The sequence below is a fragment of the Myroides odoratimimus genome (assembly GCF_030326305.1).
In the GTDB taxonomy this organism is placed as follows: Bacteria; Bacteroidota; Bacteroidia; order Flavobacteriales; family Flavobacteriaceae; genus Flavobacterium; species Flavobacterium odoratimimum_A.
The window spans coordinates 85413-104641 of record NZ_JACAKB010000004.1 but is presented as its reverse complement, the minus strand read 5'-3'; the positions used below and the strand labels follow the sequence as shown (position 1 = coordinate 104641).

At 32.8% G+C, this 19229-nt stretch carries 16 protein-coding genes; 6 read left to right on the top strand and 10 right to left on the bottom strand.

Features of this window, described 5'->3' with window-relative positions; all coding sequences use genetic code 11:
* Positions 1 to 404: 404 nt before the first annotated feature.
* From HX049_RS04985 to HX049_RS04975, 3 genes are all read right to left on the bottom strand, one after another.
* The gene (locus HX049_RS04985; RefSeq protein WP_286414488.1) at positions 405 to 2777 is read right to left on the bottom strand and encodes a tetratricopeptide repeat protein; all 2373 of its coding nucleotides are present in this window, start codon (positions 2775 to 2777) and stop codon (positions 405 to 407) included.
* 104 nt (positions 2778 to 2881) lie between these two features.
* On the bottom strand, positions 2882 to 3709 hold the full coding sequence (locus tag HX049_RS04980) for a lysophospholipid acyltransferase family protein (protein ID WP_286414485.1): 828 nt from the start codon (positions 3707 to 3709) through the stop codon (positions 2882 to 2884).
* Positions 3710 to 3866: 157 nt separating this feature from the next.
* Entirely contained in the window at positions 3867 to 4508 is a 642-nt protein-coding gene (locus tag HX049_RS04975; RefSeq protein ID WP_286414483.1) for an NUDIX hydrolase, read from the bottom strand.
* A 51-nt stretch (positions 4509 to 4559) separates the two neighbouring features.
* Here HX049_RS04975 and HX049_RS04970 point away from each other — a divergent pair, with 51 nt between their 5' ends.
* Positions 4560 to 5003 (top strand): DUF4268 domain-containing protein, encoded by a 444-nt coding sequence (locus HX049_RS04970; RefSeq protein ID WP_286414482.1) that lies wholly within the window; start codon positions 4560 to 4562, stop codon positions 5001 to 5003.
* 34 nt (positions 5004 to 5037) lie between these two features.
* Positions 5038 to 6915, top strand: a complete 1878-nt coding sequence (locus HX049_RS04965; protein ID WP_286414480.1) for a hypothetical protein — start codon at positions 5038 to 5040, stop codon at positions 6913 to 6915.
* Positions 6916 to 6956: 41 nt separating this feature from the next.
* On the opposite strand, the gene HX049_RS04960 is transcribed toward HX049_RS04965, so the two are convergent.
* The 3 genes from HX049_RS04960 to HX049_RS04950 all read right to left on the bottom strand — a co-directional run bounded on the left by HX049_RS04960 (position 6957) and on the right by HX049_RS04950 (position 9392).
* Positions 6957 to 8150 carry a GlmU family protein gene (locus HX049_RS04960; protein ID WP_286414478.1) on the bottom strand — a complete coding sequence of 398 codons (1194 nt, stop codon included), beginning with the start codon at positions 8148 to 8150 and terminating at the stop codon, positions 6957 to 6959.
* Positions 8151 to 8521: 371 nt separating this feature from the next.
* Positions 8522 to 8773, bottom strand: coding sequence for a type B 50S ribosomal protein L31 (locus tag HX049_RS04955; RefSeq protein WP_025125308.1), 252 nt, complete (start codon positions 8771 to 8773; stop codon positions 8522 to 8524).
* Between the two features lie 202 nt (positions 8774 to 8975).
* Positions 8976 to 9392 (bottom strand): DUF695 domain-containing protein, encoded by a 417-nt coding sequence (locus tag HX049_RS04950; protein WP_286414476.1) that lies wholly within the window; start codon positions 9390 to 9392, stop codon positions 8976 to 8978.
* A gap of 121 nt (positions 9393 to 9513) precedes the next feature.
* Here HX049_RS04950 and HX049_RS04945 point away from each other — a divergent pair, with 121 nt between their 5' ends.
* Positions 9514 to 10803, top strand: a complete 1290-nt coding sequence (locus HX049_RS04945; protein WP_286414474.1) for a S28 family serine protease — start codon at positions 9514 to 9516, stop codon at positions 10801 to 10803.
* Between the two features lie 77 nt (positions 10804 to 10880).
* Here the strand turns inward: HX049_RS04945 and HX049_RS04940 are convergent, their stop codons facing one another.
* The 4 genes from HX049_RS04940 to HX049_RS04925 form a co-directional block, all read right to left on the bottom strand.
* A complete protein-coding gene (locus tag HX049_RS04940; RefSeq protein ID WP_286414473.1) occupies positions 10881 to 13448 on the bottom strand; it encodes a hypothetical protein in 2568 nt (855 codons plus the stop codon).
* Positions 13449 to 13534: 86 nt separating this feature from the next.
* Positions 13535 to 14185 carry a GLPGLI family protein gene (locus tag HX049_RS04935; RefSeq protein WP_286414472.1) on the bottom strand — a complete coding sequence of 217 codons (651 nt, stop codon included), beginning with the start codon at positions 14183 to 14185 and terminating at the stop codon, positions 13535 to 13537.
* A 62-nt stretch (positions 14186 to 14247) separates the two neighbouring features.
* On the bottom strand, positions 14248 to 14433 hold the full coding sequence (locus HX049_RS04930) for a hypothetical protein (RefSeq protein WP_286414470.1): 186 nt from the start codon (positions 14431 to 14433) through the stop codon (positions 14248 to 14250).
* 298 nt (positions 14434 to 14731) lie between these two features.
* The gene (locus tag HX049_RS04925) at positions 14732 to 15001 is read right to left on the bottom strand and encodes a hypothetical protein (protein WP_006265916.1); all 270 of its coding nucleotides are present in this window, start codon (positions 14999 to 15001) and stop codon (positions 14732 to 14734) included.
* A gap of 872 nt (positions 15002 to 15873) precedes the next feature.
* Between HX049_RS04925 and HX049_RS04920 the strand changes: the two genes are divergently transcribed.
* The 3 genes from HX049_RS04920 to HX049_RS04910 are packed head-to-tail and all read left to right on the top strand — an operon-like array spanning position 15874 to position 19169.
* Positions 15874 to 16458, top strand: a complete 585-nt coding sequence (locus HX049_RS04920; RefSeq protein ID WP_286414467.1) for a DUF4199 domain-containing protein — start codon at positions 15874 to 15876, stop codon at positions 16456 to 16458.
* 5 nt (positions 16459 to 16463) lie between these two features.
* A complete protein-coding gene (locus tag HX049_RS04915; protein WP_286414466.1) occupies positions 16464 to 17420 on the top strand; it encodes a glycosyltransferase family 2 protein in 957 nt (318 codons plus the stop codon).
* A gap of 21 nt (positions 17421 to 17441) precedes the next feature.
* Positions 17442 to 19169: a phospho-sugar mutase gene (locus tag HX049_RS04910; protein ID WP_286414465.1), complete on the top strand. Its 1728-nt coding sequence runs from the start codon at positions 17442 to 17444 to the stop codon at positions 19167 to 19169.
* The last annotated feature ends 60 nt before the right edge of the window (positions 19170 to 19229 follow it).

Sequence of the window (19229 nt, the reverse complement as noted above, 5' to 3'; positions counted from 1 at the left end):
TCTTAAAGTATACTTTCATCAAAAACGAATGGTTAACTTCTGTAAATAAGACAACAAGACATCTAAAAAGTCACATACATTAATACCATAAATACGCAGAATTCACATACTGTCATACACTGCTATTTCAATAAGAAGCACAAAAACAACTTATAATCATTATTTTAACTCAAATTCACATATAAAACAAACAAAAAACATTAATAAAAAGTAAATAACACAATAATCATAAATATTAAAATATTTCAAAAGTCACCATTCTTGTTTCAATCTTATCTGTTTACTTACATTTTAAAAACAAAAAAACAGCCATATATAGCTATATATGACTGTTCATGTTTCACTCTATTAAAACAAACTACGATACATTGTTTTAACTTATTAAATACTTTATAAAGTATTCCTTATTGTACCGCTTTAATTTTTTCTACCCAGGCGTTCCATAATTGCTGAGCGACCTCATCTAACTCTGGGCATTTTCCTCCACCAAAGACTTCATAGTCATTAGAAGTCTCTTCATCTCCTTCATAAAAGTAGTAATAAGTATATACCTCTTTTGCCCATACTTTTTTGGAGATCAATCCTAACAACTTCCTCACTTTCTCTTCTCTTTCATCTATATTAAAACGAATAGTATAATTCCCTTCTTTAAAATAGAAATCTAATGAAGTATCATAAACAACTTCCTTGGTGTTCTCTCTTAAGTTTCGAGGACATACCTTCAAATGGTATTCTTCATTGACCCAATACTCAGTAGGTGTGTTCTGTCCTTGTTGTACATAATCAACGATAGCTGTTAGAAATTTAGTATTAGCAGTATGATCCATTAAAGAATAATTCTGATTAATTTCAACCTCTATTTGCGCTAAATTCCACAATCTATCAACTGCTTCACGTTCTAGACTAGGTAATCTATATTCTTGAGGTATTTCATCTACTGTACTCTGATAACGTCCATGTCCATCAAAAGCCTGAACTATCATATCGAAGTACTTACTGGCATTATCTCTATCATTTAAACCGTGATAAGACCATGCAAGACTAAACCAATAATTAACCTTTGCAACCTCATCTACTAAATCAAAATACATTATATTACTAAAAAACTCTTCTGTTATAGCAATAGTTTTATGAAAGTCGTGTTTCTTATATCGCACATAAGTAAAAAAGTCTGCAGCCATATAGATCATCTCTGATACAATGTCCTCATCCTCTATTTCTTTTTGTTCAAATCGCTCTTTTAAACTGTAATAAAACGACTCTGCTTCCTCATATTGATCAGCGTTTATATAATTCTTTAGAATACGTCCTTGAACCGACATCCATTCACTACTAAACTCATCGTGATACGTCAGTAGCTCCTGAGAAAAATACTCCACCTCCCCAAATTCTTCTAATATTTCTGCTAAAAACAAACCATTATCTAAATTCTCTATAAAAGGAGATAGCTCATATCCTTTTTTATGAAGTGTTAAGGCATATCTACAATCATTAGTCTCATAAGTATCTTCCTTCAGTTTAGATACGTTTCTGATAGCGATTCCTAGGTTATTACATAGCATTGCATAGCCATGACTATTATTATTTACCTTTGAGCCTTCTCCTCTGTCAAAATAAGCATCTAGCTGAGGGATAACTAATCCTCCTATTTCTTTTGCTTGTTCATAATACTTTAAAGCTCTTTCATTATTTTCTCCTTTTAATTCACCTGCTCTCTCTAAAAAGCGAGTCATTAAGTTATACCCATAAAAACTATCACATCGAACAGGATACTCCTCTAATGATATTGAAAACTTTTCTGCTAACTCATAATAAGTAAAGAAAAGAGAACTTGTCACTTCCTTTACTACTGAATAATATTTACTTAAAGCTTCGAAAGCTCTCTTTGAGTTCTTCTCTACCACAAGGTAATAGCGTATTTTCATACGAAGAACTATTTCATTATCAGGGTTAGTTTTTAACTCTTCTTCTATTATATCAGTAAACCTCATCCCATATTCACGTGTATTCTTCGCTCCAAATTCTTCTGGATAATCAATACCTATATGATATAATAAAGAGATTAAATTCCAATATCCATCTAGTTTTCCTGCTTTATATAGTTCTTCTATTTCTTTTCCGAAATTGACACTATACTCATTACCATGAAAAATATAAAAAGAATTTAATAGCTCATAAGCCTCATTATACTCTCCTCTTTCTAAGAACAACCGTCCTCCTTGATAAGTAGCGTAATAGTGATCAGGGAAATGATCATAAGCTAATTTATAAAAAGACACCGCTGTAGCATAGTCTTCTAACTCACGATATAGATAGGCGATCATATAATAAGTCTCACCAAACTCTTTATCTTGCAGGCTATAATCTTCTTTTAGTAATGATATTTCGATTAACTTATCATGTAATACCTCAATTGCTTTCTCTTTCAACTCTAGTTTAGTCTCATAGATCCAAGACAACCAATCAAAAGCACTGAACACAGATTTTTTATCAGTAGGCAGTTTATCTATAATTTCTTGTGCTGTAGACATCATCACAGACACATCATCATAGTATGGTCCATTATAGATGCGTATTTTCCAGAATAGCGCATCTTTATTTAAAGCATCTTCTCTTAGAATTTCCTCTATGATAGATAATATCTGTTCTGACAGTTCTTGATTTTTATGATATAACTCTGTTTTATAATCTTCATTGGCATTAGACAAATCTTCTCCCATCACCAACTGATCGTATAATTCTTTTATTTCGTCTAATCGTTTATCTTTTTGCTCCATAAAGCACGTATTTCCTTTTTTGTATAAATAAACGATAAAGATAATACATTAACCAATTCCCCAAAAAGAGACTTCAACATTTTACCCCAAACAAAAAAGACGAACTATCGTTCGTCTTTTTTATAATATTTGTAAGTTCTTTTCTCATTTAATGCCTTCTCCTCTTCTATAAATTCTTCTGGTATCACTTTCAAGAAAGAAGGATGTTGCTCTATCGCCATCTCTACTTTTTCTACGATTTGTTCTATAGTATCATTCTCGTAGTCGATATCTAAAGGCTCCTTAATCACCATAGACTGTAGAATACCTTTTTTCTTTAGATGCAATCCCTTTTTATCAAAAGATCTTCTAAATCCATCGATAACAATAGGCACTACGATAGGCTTATAATTCTTAATAATATGAGCCGTTCCTTTTCTAATAGGTTTAAAAGACTTAGTTGTTCCTTGAGGGAAAGTGATTACCCATCCATCATCTAGAGCTACTTTAATATTCTCTACCTGATCTTGATTTACCTCTCTCTTCTCTTCTAATTCTTTCCCTTGGCTTCTCCAAGTTCTATCTACCGTCACAGCTCCTACATAAGCTAATATACGCGGTAGCCATCCAGCTTTCATTGTTTCAGAAGCAGCTACATAATACAGATTTAACTTTGGCTTCCAGATATAGAATATATTCTTGATAGAATCCTCACGTCCTTTAAGACTTGCATTAAATACGTGATACATCGCTACCACATCAGCAAAGTAAGTTTGGTGATTAGAAATAAACAGTACATGCCTATCTGGCAATTGTCTAAGTACTTCAGATCCATCTATTTGTAAACTATTAAAGCCTCTGAAACGCTGATGCGTCGCAAATCCAAAAACTCTAATTATCCACTTCTTTAAAAATAAAATATGACCAAATGGATTTCTTTTAAACAATCCCATAATTCACACACATTGGTTCGAACTACAAAATTACAACTTTTACTCCTCTACTTTGTTAATTAAATGAAATAACTCATACTTCTAAGTACTAAATAATATTAAATAATCACTAATATACTGAAAAACAGCACAGATAACGAATCAATATTTTTATTACCTACTTATATATCTGCTTAATAGTTTCCTTTAACTCACTTAACATCATTGCTGTAGCTCCCCAAATCGTAAAATCATTGTATACATACGCAGGTACATCTATAAATTTAGCATAACTAGTCTGTAGCCCTACCTCTCTGACAATGCTGTCGTCTAACAGAGTCTTAAGTGGCATCTCTATTACACTAGCTACCTCATCTACGCTTAATGTCATTTTAGGAGTATGATCTATCACTCCTAAATAAGGTTGTACTATAAAATTACTAGGAGGTATATATACCCTCGTAAATGCTTTTAGCACTTGTATTTTACTAGGAGACACTCCTATTTCTTCATCCGTTTCTCTTAGCGCTGTCATCTCTAGTGATAAGTCTTCTTCCTCATACTTCCCTCCTGGGAATCCTATTTGTCCTGAATGCACCCCACCACAGCTAGCTCTTTCTATTAATAAGATAGAAGTATCTTCTCCCTTAGGATACAAAAGCATCATCACAGCAGAATACCTCGGATCCTTTTTAATAAAATCATCTACAGCTAAGTAAGGACGCCTTTCTTCAGGCACCATAAGTTGCTGTGCTTCTACTCCGAGTAGATTAACACTTTTAATTTCTGGTATTCTATGTAAAAGAGAATCAAAAGTCATATTTTTGTACACGTATTAATTACAACTACTAAAATTACAATTTTATTATCTATGTTTAGCAAAGAAGAAGCACAACGAATAAAAAAAGAATTCTGGATAACTTTTGCAGATGAATATCCTCGCAAATGGTTATTGCACAATACTAAAATTAAAGATTTCTCTTTTAAATTCTACGCTGATAACAAAAAAGCACAAGTTTTATTAGACATAGAACATAAAGATGAAGAAAAAAGAAAAATCTATTTCGAGAAGATTGAGTCTCTAAAAACGATCTTACTTGAAGAATATCTTCCTGAAGCTATTTTTGAAAGAAACTTTTACCTAGAAAACGGTAAATTGATCAGCCGTATTTGGATAGAACAACCAAATGTGTGTATCAATAACAGAAGGACTTGGAATGAGATCTATGATTTCTTTAATGATAAAATGAACCTTTTTGAACTATTTTTCTACGAACACGAAGATTATATAAGAGATTTAGAAATAAACACGTAATTTTAGCGTTATATATCTAAGTTTCTAAACAAGAATGCGTTATCTAGGCTTTTTTATTATCTTATTTATACTATGCTTTTCAGCTAGTAATGCACAAGAAAAACAACCTTACCAGAAAGATTCTTTATCTTATGCTAAGGTGCATTACTCTGAACATGAAGCACCTACTCTAGTAGAGAGAGACACTACTCGAATCTTCAAAAACCTCGAACAAAAAAGTAAGAAAACAAAAGTAGGACGTTTTTTCAACAGACTCGTTTATAAGAATAACAAAAAGCTTATAGCAAATGCTCCCGAAATAAAAACCAATCAACATCTAGAATTAGGTGAAGGAAAAGTTATACGCAATATCTATATCAAAACGTTAGATCCTTTCGGATTTTCTGATACTGACTCTCTGAAAAAACCAAAAAACAAAGTAGAGGAAATAGGAAATAAACTCCACTTTAAAACCAAGAACTTCACCATAAAGAACTTCTTGATTTTTAAAGAGGGAGATCGTTTTGATTCTTTAAAGATAAAAGAGAGTGAACGTCTTTTGCGTACTCAGAGCTTCGTTAGAAAAGTAACAATGTATCCTATCCCTACGTCACACCCAGATTCTGTAGATGTTTTAATTAGAGAATTAGATTCTTGGAGTATATACCCGACCGGCTCTATCTCTACCTCTTCTTATAGGATCAAACTAAGAGACAGAAACTTCGCAGGACTTGGACACGACGTGATTCTACAATATACTAATAAATATAAAGAGAGAAAACAAGGTGTATACTTTGATTATACCGTAAACAATATTCAGAATACATTCATAAGAGCTAATCTGTTATATAACAAACAGACTTGGGGAGACTACGTAAAAGGTATTGTAGTCGACAGACCTTTCTACTCTCCTTATACTAAATGGGCAGGAGGAGTAACTCTCTCTCAGCATTTTAGAAGAGATTCTTTACCTGATATTAATAATAATTATAGTTACGAATCACGCAAATACAATACAGTAGATACTTGGGGAGGATATTCTATCCCATTGTTTAAAAACTATAAAGACAAACCTGTTATTACCAATCTTAGAACCTCGCTGCGATATATAAAACAAAACTATATAGAAAGCCCACAAGAACAATATGATCCATACGGATTCTATAGAGACCAGAGCACCTATTTAGCCTCTGTTAGTTTAAGTTCCATTAACTATGTACAAGATCAGTACATTTTTAATTACAATATTATTGAGGACGTTCAGGTAGGTAAAGTATTTGCACTCACAGGTGGTATGAGAGATCAGTACGGCAAGCGAAGAGCCTACTATGGAGCTAAACTAGCTATGGGGGGATATACTAGGTTAGGATATTTCTCTGGTAATATTGAATGGGGAAGTTACTTCTATGGCAGTAATTCAGAACAAGGAGCTCTACGATTAGAAGGAACGTATTTCACTAAGCTATTTATGATGGGTAATTGGCGTTTTAGACACTTCTTTACCCCTCAGTTTATCTATGGCTATAATCGTTATGACCATATCGGAGATGAGCTTAGATTAGATAATGTAATCCAGGGGATACGTGCCCAAAAAGTAACAGGATCAAAGCGTCTAGCCTTCGCTTACCAATGGCAATCTTATGCTCCCTATGAGTGGAAAGGATTCCGCTTTAACCCTTATTTCAGCTTTGAAGGTGCTTTCATTACGAATAAAAGTGATAACTTATTTGATTCTAAATTCTACTCTAGATTCAGCATTGGATTTGTAGCTTATAATGATTATCTAGTTTTTAGTAAAGTAGCACTCTCTCTAGTTTTCTACCCTACTATGCCTGATACAGGATCTAGCGTCATCAGAGCTAACTCTAGACAGTATAATATGAATCTACCAGACTTTAACTACGATAGACCGCGTACGGTATCGTATTATTAATAAAAATCCCCAAAGTAGACGAGCTGCTTTGGGGATTATTTTTACCTACTCTTTAGATATTGTTGAAATCTATATATCTCTGTTTCTGCTGCTACATTATGCATAATTTCCTCATCTACAGGAGTTAATTCTACATGTCGTCTAGCCATCACTATTTTCATCGTTTCTAGAGCTTTCTCTACTTTATACGTTTCAGAAGACTCTCCTCCTCCCCAAGTAAAACTTGGTAAAAACGTCTTAGGGAATCCTCCACCGAAAATACTACATCCCACACCCACTACAGTTCCAGTATTGAACATAGTATTAATACCGCTCTTACTGTGATCTCCCATCATTAAACCACAGAACTGTAGGCCCGTATTCTCATACGATTGAGTCTCATAGCTCCATAATTTCACAGGGCTATAGTTATTCTTTAGGTTAGAGTTATTTGTATCTGCACCTAGATTACACCACTCACCTAACACAGAATTACCTAAAAATCCGTCGTGCCCTTTATTAGAATATCCAAACATCACAGAGTTACTCACTTCTCCTCCTACTCTACAGTGTGGCCCTACAGTAGTAGCTCCATAAATCTTAGTTGCTAGTTTTACTTGTGCTTCTTCACATAACGCAAAAGGTCCTCTAATAACCGAACCTTCCATAATCTCAGCATTCTTACCGATATAAATAGGCCCTGTAGAAGCATTAAGTGTTACGAACGCTAACTTAGCCCCTTCTTCTATAAATACATTCTCAGGAGCGATTACATTTACACTCTTTGGAATGTCTTCTGATATTCTATCCTCTGTAATTAAAGCAAAATCTGCACGAATAGCAGCGTCGTTCTTCTCAAATATATCCCATTTATGCTCTATCTTCATCAATTCACTCTCACATACCAATAACTCATAGTCATCGAAGTTCACTTCCTCTTGAGAGTCTTGTGTATAGAACGCCACTATATCTTCATTATAGATAACAGCCTGCATAGGTTGTAATTCCTTGATTAAGTCCGCTATCTCTTGATTAGGTAGATAAGCCGCATTAATCATAACATTATTCTCCACCTCTATCATTGGATACTTAATAGATAAATATTCCTCTGTCAGAGTTGTAGTTGTATAACGCAAGTAATTCTCCCATTTTTCGCGGATAGTCAATATTCCTACACGAATATCTGCTACTGGTCTAGTAAACGTAAACGGCAATAAAGCTGTTCTTACATCTCCATCGAATAAGATATAGTTCATAGTATATAATTCAAGATTTTAAAGGTTTAAAGTTAACAAAACTACAGCAAAAAACAGCGATAACTATCAATTAAATAATAATCCATCTACGCAAAAATCAATCTAGTCAATTAGAATCAAATACATTAACTTTAAAATAAACACTATAAAAACAAATTATTCCATTCAGGATTCTATTATCTCAAGTACTGGATAACAATAGTAGTCACAAAATATATTTCAATAAGAAAGCATTGTCTATAACTATCTATCCGAAATAAGAAGATACCATTAAGAGACAAACCACTAACAAAGGCATAAAATCGATTAATTACAACCATAAAAAAAGCCTCTCAATTACTTGAGAGGCTTTTGTATATGATAAGCTAAAATTATTTACCAAATTTAGCGTATTTGTTTTTGAATTTATCAATACGTCCTGCAGTATCGATAAGTTTAGATTTACCTGTGTAGAATGGGTGAGATGTACGAGAGATCTCCATTTTGTACACTGGGTATTCTACTCCGTCAACTTCGATTGTTTCTTTAGTCTCTACTGTTGATTTTGTGATGAATACGTCATCATTTGACATATCTTTAAATGCTACTAATCTGTAATTTTCTGGGTGAATACCTTTTCTCATGATAAATTCTATTTTAAATTGTGAGTTACCTTCCATTTCGAAGCTTTCTATTTTCAAGAAAGGTGTAAACTTCCGATAACTTTTTAGTTATACTTATGTATTTTATTTCAGATTGCAAATGTACAATTTAATTTTAAAAATCAAATAACTATTTTACTTTATTTACTGATTTTATCAATCCTCTATAATATCCTATTAATTATCAACTAATAAGCTTAGACACTATCTCCCAATCCTTATCCTCTTCTACCTCTATATGTATATCTATAGTATCTTCTATAGTATCACAATATGCTCCTATAGCCTCTCCATCTATGTCATCACTCGCTAAATAACAAAAGATATCTCTTACTCCTCTACGCGTCATTTTACCTACATAATGTATCTCTGACTGAGTTCTTCTCAAGATATCCATGATATTATTCTCTATCTCTTCTAATCGTTCGTTTTCTTCCCATGTAGGGTACTCACGCTCTGTCTCTACAAGTGACAATTCTATAACAAATGCATAAGGATATTTATCCTTATCACTAAAGTTAGCATAAGACATATTAATCACTCCAGTAGCTTTAAAGCCGCCTACCTCTAAAACACGAATACTCATACTTTGATCGCTCATAACTCTTTTTATTTTGAAACTAAATATACAAAATTTTTCGCATTTTAACATTTTTATATTTTAGCTAAGCTTTAACAATCCTATCTTTGAAAACACTAACCCTATTTAAGACTAAAACATTATGTTTAAAAAATTAATCACACTCGTATTCTTATTGATTACAGTGCTGGCAGTAGCACACCCTGATCAGAAAAAAGTAGAACAGGCTCTGTACAACTTAAAGAATGTAACATTCAAACAACTGGAGTCTAAAGATGACTCTTATCTACTGTATGAACTTAGAGTAAGACAACAAGTAGATCACACAGATCCTTCTAAAGGTTATTTTTATCAAAAGGTACACTTTTATCACAGGGATTTTGACCATCCTATGATTATGGAGACTAACGGATATGACCTATATGTACGCGCTAGCGAAATGGTAGGTTACTTAGAAAGTAACTATCTAAATATAGAACACAGGTTCTTCGGAGAGTCTATCCCTGAAGGCAAACCATGGCAGTATCTTACTATGGAACAAGTAACAGCTGACTTACATGAGATTAACCAACTGTTTAAAGAAATCTATACAAACAATAAATGGATCAGTACAGGTATTAGCAAAGGGGGACAGACTAGCATCTACTATAAATACTTTTATCCTAATGATGTAGACGTAGCGATTCCGTATGTAGCTCCTTTTAACCAAGCCTTAGAAGAGCCTCGTATCTATCCATTTTTAGCAAATGTGGGAGACAAATCATGCAGAGACAAAATCTACAATATCCAGGTAAAACTATTTGAAAATAAAACACAGATTCTAGAAAAGCTTAAATGGTATGCTAAAGGAGCTAAACTGACTTTTAGCTATTTAGGTTCTTTAGAAAAAGCTTTTGAATACGCAGTATTAGAATACAGCTTCGGATTCTGGCAAAGTGGTCACTCATGTGCTACATTCCCAAATACAAAAAATATTGATGAATTGACAGAACACTTCCTTAGCGTAAGCAATATAGACTTCTTTAGCGATCAAACAATCAAGCGATACGAATCTCACTATTATCAGTCAGGAACACAGCTAGGATACTATGGATATGACATCACTCCATTCAAGAAATACGTGAGCTTTACATCTAACCCGCTAGCTACCTTTATGCCTGAAGGAACTACATATAACAACTTTAACGATGCACTAATCCAAAAAGTAAAAACATGGTTAGAGAATGATGCAAATAACATTATCTATGTATATGGTGAGACAGATACATGGAGCGCTTCTATGGTAGTACCTAGTGCTAAGGTCAACTCTAAAGCTTATGTGCTTCCTAAAAAAGACCATGGACAAGCACGTGTGAAGAATATGACTCCTGAGATGAGAACACAGTTCTTCTCTACATTAGAAAAAATGACAGGATTAAAACCGGTAAGATAACTTGAAGAAATAAAACTAAAAAGCGCCTTTCTCTAATAAATAGGGAAAAGCGCTTTTTTGTTTAACATATACAATATTTATAATTTATAAGTTACTCCTAATAAAACTACTCTAGGAAACATAGAATTAATACTTTCTATAACCATTATATCTGTTGAATAAGTAGTTTGTTTCCATTTACTGTTTAATAAATTATTTCCAATTAATTCAAATCTCCAAGATGATTCTAAAGGGATATATTCTAATATTGCATTCAATTCCTGAGTAGTTTTCTCCTGTCCATAGCTATTAAGTGTTAACCTATAGTCAGTCTTAAAAACCCACTGTTTATTAAGTTTATAATCTAACTTTATCTTTAATTCATCATTATTAAACTTTTGGGTATTTAAAGAGTGTGTTTCATTAAATCGCTTTGTATAACTAATATCAAAATTAGGCATTTCTGTAAATCTAGTTCTAATAAATCCACTTACACTATATGTTCTATTCTTGGTAGCTAACATTGCTTCATTAATGAGCTGATGATATTTACTATCTCCATAAGTTAGATATACTGACGGTTCTACCTTTCGAAACTGATAAGATAACACTCCTGTTACATTTAGTCTGCTAAAAATTTTATTGCTATTAACTGAAGAATAATGTTGTACATAGTCTTTAGAAATCACATTATCTATAATTGCATTTCCTTGACTAATATAGTTTATAGAACCATTATAACTAAATTTATGAATACCTCTATGATAAAAATAGTTCAACCCTATACTGTGATAATTACTATAATCTAAATACATATCACCACTATAAACAGAATTAAAACTCTTAATGATTGGAGTATTTAACAATTGATAAACCTTAGGATACACAGGCTCGTAGCTATATTTAAACTGAACATAGTTCTGTTTATAAAATGTATACTTACTACTAAACCTAGGCTCTAACTTCCATAAGTTTGTACTGTGATCATTTAGATTATCCCTAAACATAGTATTATATGATGACACTCTGACAGAAGTTATATTTTCCCACTTCTTCATTTTCATTTTATACTCTAATTCTAAATAAGGATTAACCAACTCATACTTCGCTTTATTAAGAAGGTTCTCACCACTCGTAATGCTTATATCAGTGTTATTATGATTATAATCTACCCCTAGTGTTACATAAAAATGATGCTTTGCTAGTGGGGTATAAAAGTATTTGTAACTAGAACTGAAATTTTGTTGTTTTACTTTCAAATGCTGATAAATAGAGAATTTATCCAAAGCGTTGTCCCATGGTACTATACCTACTAAAAAAGGTTTATTAGAATTCCATTCCTTAACAGGGGCTTCTTCTTTAGTGTTGTATTCTAAAGTCAAAGCTGTCCTATGCTCATTAGAGTAAGATTTAAAGTACTCTAACAATTGTGAAGTCATTGTACTATTTTTCCTAGTATAATTATCAAAAACACTCTGAGTTAGCATTGTTTGATTAGTCATAACACTATAATCTTTATACCAGTTCGTTCCTATCTGGATATTATATCTAAATGTAGAAGTACTATTAGGTTCATACCCTATAGATAAACGCCCTGTTAATAAAGGTTCACTTTCTTGATAATCTTCGTTTCTATTCTCAAAATTATTTTCACTAAGAGTTAAATATTCTGTTCTAATAGTATTATACCTCGTTAATTTATTCTTATTATACAGTATCATTCCTTTAAGTATAACCTTTTCTGAAGGTGAATATCTAATATCTGTAGAGATGAACTGATTCTCTACTGTACTTGTATTCTTCTTATCTGCTAGATATGTTTTTAGATTTAACAACGAATTAGTTTTACTGCGTTTATACAAACTCTCAAAACCATCCATCCGAATAATATCATCCAGACTTAACACTGAAGCACCAAAATCATTTATATCACTAATAACATTTAGTGTCAACTTAGTAGAATAATAAAACAAAGGAGCTCTAAACTGATAATGTGCATCATTACCTATAGCAGCCTTTAACTCCCCAAACACAAACTTCTTTTTACCTTCTTTCAACTTGATATTCATGGCTAATACATCTGAAGAAGATACACTTTTCATATGTTTTATCTCTGAATAATTATCTATAACTTGGACTTGCTCTACTGCATCAGAGGGAATATACTCTACACCTAGACGTGTTCCTCCATTAAAAAAAGTATTACCCTCTACTAAAAACTTAGTGACGAGGCGTCCATTAACCTTCACTGTCCCTGTATCTGACACTTCTACTCCTGGCAACTTAGCCAATTGATCTCTTAACTTTCGCTCTGTACCATCAGTGAATTTAGACACATCATAAAGGACTGAGTCATTTCTGACTGCCATACCACTATAGTCATACTTAATCACTATTTCTTGTAAATCCTCATCACTTGGTAATAAAACAAAATCTTTTACCAAAGGTTTATCACCAACCTGTATAATCTCTTTTTCTGAATGATAACCTACTAAAGACAAATTAAATTCGTATTTATCACCCTGATTTAAGGCTACCTTATAATATCCTTTATCATCAGTACGTATAAATAGCACTTCATCTTTATCTTCTATATTTTTTACCACGATATTCATACTTGTCAAAGATACTCGCTCGATAGTTCCTACCGTACCACTTACTTCCATTCGTTGGGCAGAAAGATTTATAGTAAAAAAAACAAATAAGTAATATAGTTTATTCAAGGATTTAAGGATTTAATAAGTAATATAATTTAATCAGCTTTAGGAATAGGTACGTCCATTCCTTTATCACTTAAGACTATCTTAGTAGCACTATAAGTAGCCTTCATAAACTGTGCATATAGAATAAGACCAGGTAATCCATGAAAACCACCAGGTCCATAAGAGTAATTAATATCAGGTGTAAACCAAGCTACGATTGGCACAATTTTTATAGCTCCTTTGTATTCATTTCTTTTTTCAGCTATAGCTTTATAACATGTGAATCCTTGAATCGTTTTACTTTCACTAGTAATCTTCCAGTCTATATTATTAAATGTATTAAATGCACTATCCCCTCTATGTTTTGTAGCAGGAGTTCTTGTTTCTTCCTTCTCTGTATACATTGGAACAAATTGATAAGTATTCATCTTTATAATATTCAAACAACTTGACTCTCTAATCTCCCCAATCAAATCATAGACTGCTCTTTCTGAGTTAAATCTTAATTCTGCCTTTAAAGGCTTTTCTAAAAACACTTTACACTCTGGCTCCTCTTGATTTAACATCTCATATTTATAATTCTTTTTATCAATATCAGATACTACATCATAGTAAACCTTACCTGATACTATCTTATTCTGTGCGCCTACATTTATACTGCATATAAAAAGTAGTATAATTAGTTTGATTTTTCTCTCCATATTAAATTACATATAATTATATCTAGGAGAATTCACTCCTAGATATAAGATTTAACTAATCGTTATTCAAAATCATTCATACAACGATTATACATATTCTCAGACATCATAACTGCAAGATCATGATCCTTATACTCAATCATTTCACGATCATAAGATAACTGCTTCAGTTCACTACATACTTTATGATCACTAGTTGGTGCTGCATGAAAATTTGTACTCATACCAAGACAGAATAGTACTGCCATAAAAATTCTTTTTGATTTCATAATTATTTAAATTTAAAGATTTTAGTAAATATATAAAATTATATTAATTAAACAAAAAATACATACAAATTATCTTAATTAAACAAAAAATACATACAAATTATCTTAATTAAACAAAAAATACATACAAATTATCTTAATTAATATACTAAAAAATTAAAACACCCTAAAATAACTTGAATAAATAAAACTAAAAAGCGCCTTTCTCTAATAAATAGAGAAAGGTGCTTTCGGTTTATAACACTCCTTATAGGTAAATATTATATAAATCTCTCCTTTATTTTTTATAAGCGAAATAGAACCCTATACCAATCAAAATAAAGAGTATAGAAAAACAGATATTCAAAAACTTAGCTACTTTAATTCCAAAGGTATTTCGTATCCAAGCCATATTAAACACAGGCCCACCTGTCTGATCATACATGTGCTCATATCCTTTAATAGAACAGAATAAAAGCACACCTCCTATCAATACAAGTCCTATACCTCCATACTCTGGATGTTCTCTAAAAAGAGTATGAAAATACTCTGAAATTAAATCTAACATACTTCATCATTTTTACGCTCTACATCCCTCTATATTATTCTTTTGCATAACCATTTTATATAAAAATAGAATACTAAAATACGATATAAAAAAACATCGAAAAAACACTTTTCAAACAAACCTATACCCCTACCATACATACTCCATACTTCATTCTATTTAAGTGACCCTTTACTCAAAATTAAATTACTCAATCTATAATTCCCTCCACACTGAATTCAAATTTTAAGCTAGTCGTAGGTTCCCTATCAATACAAGAATCATTCTTCGACTAATGACCTCTCTGTTCCACTATTCTCGACTTATTCTCCATGAATTGTCGAGGAGGTAAGAGTCAATACTAATGTTTATGGGGGATTACAAGGAATTAAACTATTAGATACATCAAAACATTATTTGTGTCAATGTAGCCTCTATCCCTTATAAATAAAGGGATTATAAGTAAATATCTCTTTTTACCATTCTAAAAAAAACAGAATACTTTTTTTAGAAAAAAGAGTAAAAACAGCGTTTCGAACCGAAAATTTTAAAAAAAAGAAGTGATTATAGCTCAAATAAGGGGGTATACATCTGCGTTTTAGATCAAAATAAAAAAAAACGGATTATTAATTTTGAATCTGATTGATAAAAAGACGCTCTCTATACTCACTTCTAATGCGCTCATACACTATTCAATTAGAGCTCTATTAAGCCTGTAAAAAACTGATAAACTAAAGCACTCCAAGACCTTCTATACCTTAACAAGTTTACTGTTTTATAAAAAGAATAGATAAATAAGGCAATTAGTACACATTCTGTTAACAAACTCCCATTACATACCGTTCTAAAAGGGTTATTTTATTATATTTGTAAATCATATTTATAGATAACCAATGAAGAACCCAGTAAATAAAGTAGGTATTACTTTCGGAATCATATTAGCCATCTATTACACACTATTTAACAGTGTAATATTTTTTACAGACAAATCCCTATTTGCCAATACTTTCGCTGGTTTTTTTAATATGGGTGTGATGGTTATCTTAGGAATACTAACTATCTATTTTGCTCGTAAAAAAGCAGGAGGATATGTTACCTTCAGAGAAGCCTTTACTCCATTCTTCTTAATGGTCATCATCGGAGTGACTGTGAATATTATCATTTATAATATTCTTTTCAATATCGTGGATCCTTCTGCTAAGGAGGAAATCAGCAAATCTCTTTATGATATGTTAATCAAAACATTAGACGGGTCTGGACTTCCACAAGAACAAATCAATGAACAATTAGAAAAAGCTAGAAATATCAACCAATTTGCTCCTAAATCACAATTGTTTTTATGGGCAGGTAGTGTACTTAGAAATTCAATACTAGGGATATTATTAGCTGCTATATTTAAAAATAAATCAGAATTCGTAAACCCACATCCTGAAATTAATCATGATGTAGATACTGATTTTAATAAAGATCATAAATAATCTAGATGAATCTATCAATAGTAATTCCTCTGCTAAACGAAGCAGAGTCTCTGCCAGAACTACATACGTGGATAACTAAAGTTATGCAGGAGAACGGCTTTACCTATGAGATTCTCTTTATCGATGATGGGAGTAAAGATAAGTCGTGGGATATAATCACTGCACTAGCTGCTAGAGATACTCAGGTCAAAGGAATACGCTTCCAGCGCAACTTCGGCAAATCACAGGCTTTACACGCTGGATTTGCACAGGCACTAGGTGATGTGGTCATCACTATGGATGCTGATCTTCAAGATAGCCCTGATGAGATACCAGCACTGTATGATATGATCACTAAAGAGGGGTATGATATGGTCTCTGGTTGGAAAAAGAAACGATATGACTCTGTCGTATCTAAAAATCTTCCTTCTAAACTATTTAACTGGGCAGCGAGAAAGACTTCTGGTGTTCAGCTAAATGACTTTAACTGTGGACTGAAGGCCTATAAAAACGAGGTCATTAAAAACATAGAGGTATCTGGTGAGATGCACCGCTACATTCCTGTCCTAGCTAAAAATGAGGGCTATGATAAAATAGGTGAAAAAGTAGTCATCCACCAAGCGCGTAAATACGGTACTACCAAATTTGGGATGAGTAGATTTATCTACGGTTTTCTGGATTTGATTACTATTTGGTTCCTCTCTAAATTTGGCAAAAGACCGATGCACTTATTCGGATCACTTGGGGTTATCACCTTTGGGATTGGGTTCTGTGCAGCCTTCTTTATTGGAGCGAATAAGTTGTATAAGCTTTATTATGGATTACCGGCTATCCGAGTGACACAAGATCCGTGGTTCTATATATCACTAGTAACGATGATCATCGGAACACAGTTATTTTTAGCAGGATTCTTAGGAGAACTTATACTTAAAACAAAGACAAACATTAGTAGATATAAAATCGCTGAACAAAGCGGTTTTTAATCCACACTAAATATCAATATTATGCAAATAGAAAAAGAAATCTTAGCAAAAGCAGAATTGTGGTTAAAAGAACCATTTGATGCTGAAACACAGGCTTCTGTTCAAAAAATGATGGATACTGACCCTGCAACTCTTAAAGACAGTTTTTATAAAAACTTAGAGTTCGGTACAGGAGGTATGCGTGGTATAATGGGGATTGGTACAAATCGTATCAACAAATATACACTAGGAAAAAACACACAAGGATTATCAAATTATATCAAACAATCATTCCCTAGCCAAGAATGGAAAGTAGCTATCAACTTTGACTGTCGTCACAACAGTCAAGAGCTAGCGAAAGTAGTAGCTGATGTATTCACAGCTAACGGTATTAAAGTATACTTATTCGCAGAGATGCGTCCTACTCCTGAGTTATCTTTTGCAGTAAGACACTACGGATGTAATGCAGGTATCGTATTAACTGCATCACACAACCCACCAGAATATAATGGATATAAAGTATACTGGCAAGATGGTGGACAAATCGTTCCTCCTAATGATGCGGCTGTTATAGACGAAATCAACAAGTTAACTTATAACGAAGTAAACTTCAAAGGGGATGATAACTTGATCACTTATGTAGGAGAAGAGCTAGATGCTGCGTTTATCCAATCTACTGTAGAGAATGCAAGCTTTGATACTCCACAGTCTGTAAAAGATCAATTAAAAATAGCGTATACTTCCCTACACGGTACTTCTATCAAACTTATCCCTAGAGCATTCGAAGCTGCTGGATATAAGAATGTATTCATCGTAAAAGAACAAGCAGAACCAGATGGGGACTTCCCTACTGTAAAATCTCCTAATCCTGAAGAACCAGAAGCATTGACTATGGCACTTCAGTTAGCAGATGAGACAGGTGCAGATATCGTTATCGGTACAGACCCTGATTCTGACCGTATCGGTATAGGTGTACGTGACCTAGATGGTAATATGATTCTGTTAAATGGTAACCAAACAATGGTGATGATGACAGGTTTCTTACTAGAACAGTACAAGCGCAATATCGGTTTTAAAGGGAATGAATTTATTGGTTCTACTATCGTTTCTACTCCTATGATGCTAGACTTAGCAGAAAGCTATGGTGTAGAGTGTAAAGTAGGATTGACAGGATTTAAATGGATAGCTAAGTTTATCAATGAATGTCCTACTCAGAAATTTATCGGTGGTGGTGAAGAGAGTTTTGGATATATGGTAGGTGATGCTGTACGTGATAAAGATGCTGTTGCCTCTGCTTTATTAGTATGTGAGATCGCAGCTGTAGCTAAAGCAGCGGGTAGTTCTTTCTATAAAGAGTTAATGAATCTATATATCGACAATAAGTTCTATAAAGAATACCTTATTTCTCTAGTGAAAAAAGGAATTTCTGGAGCTGAAGAGATTAAACAAATGATGATTGAGCTAAGACAAAATCCACTTACTGAAATCATCGGACAGAGAGTAGTATGTGTAGAAGACTATCAGTCTAGTGAAGCGAAGAACTTATTCACTAATGAGATAGAGCCTATCCACGTACCTAAATCTAATGTACTAATCTATTATCTAGAAGATGGTACTAAGATAGCTGCTCGCCCTAGTGGTACTGAACCGAAGATTAAATTCTACTTTAGTGTAAACGAACCATTACACGATATAGCTGAAGTAAAGGCAACGGAGAAAGTATTAGACCAAAAAATTCAAGATATCATCAACGAAATGAAGTTGAATTAAAACATATAAGAAAGACTGGTAGTGATACCAGTCTTTTTTTCTTTATTTTTGCTTTTTACA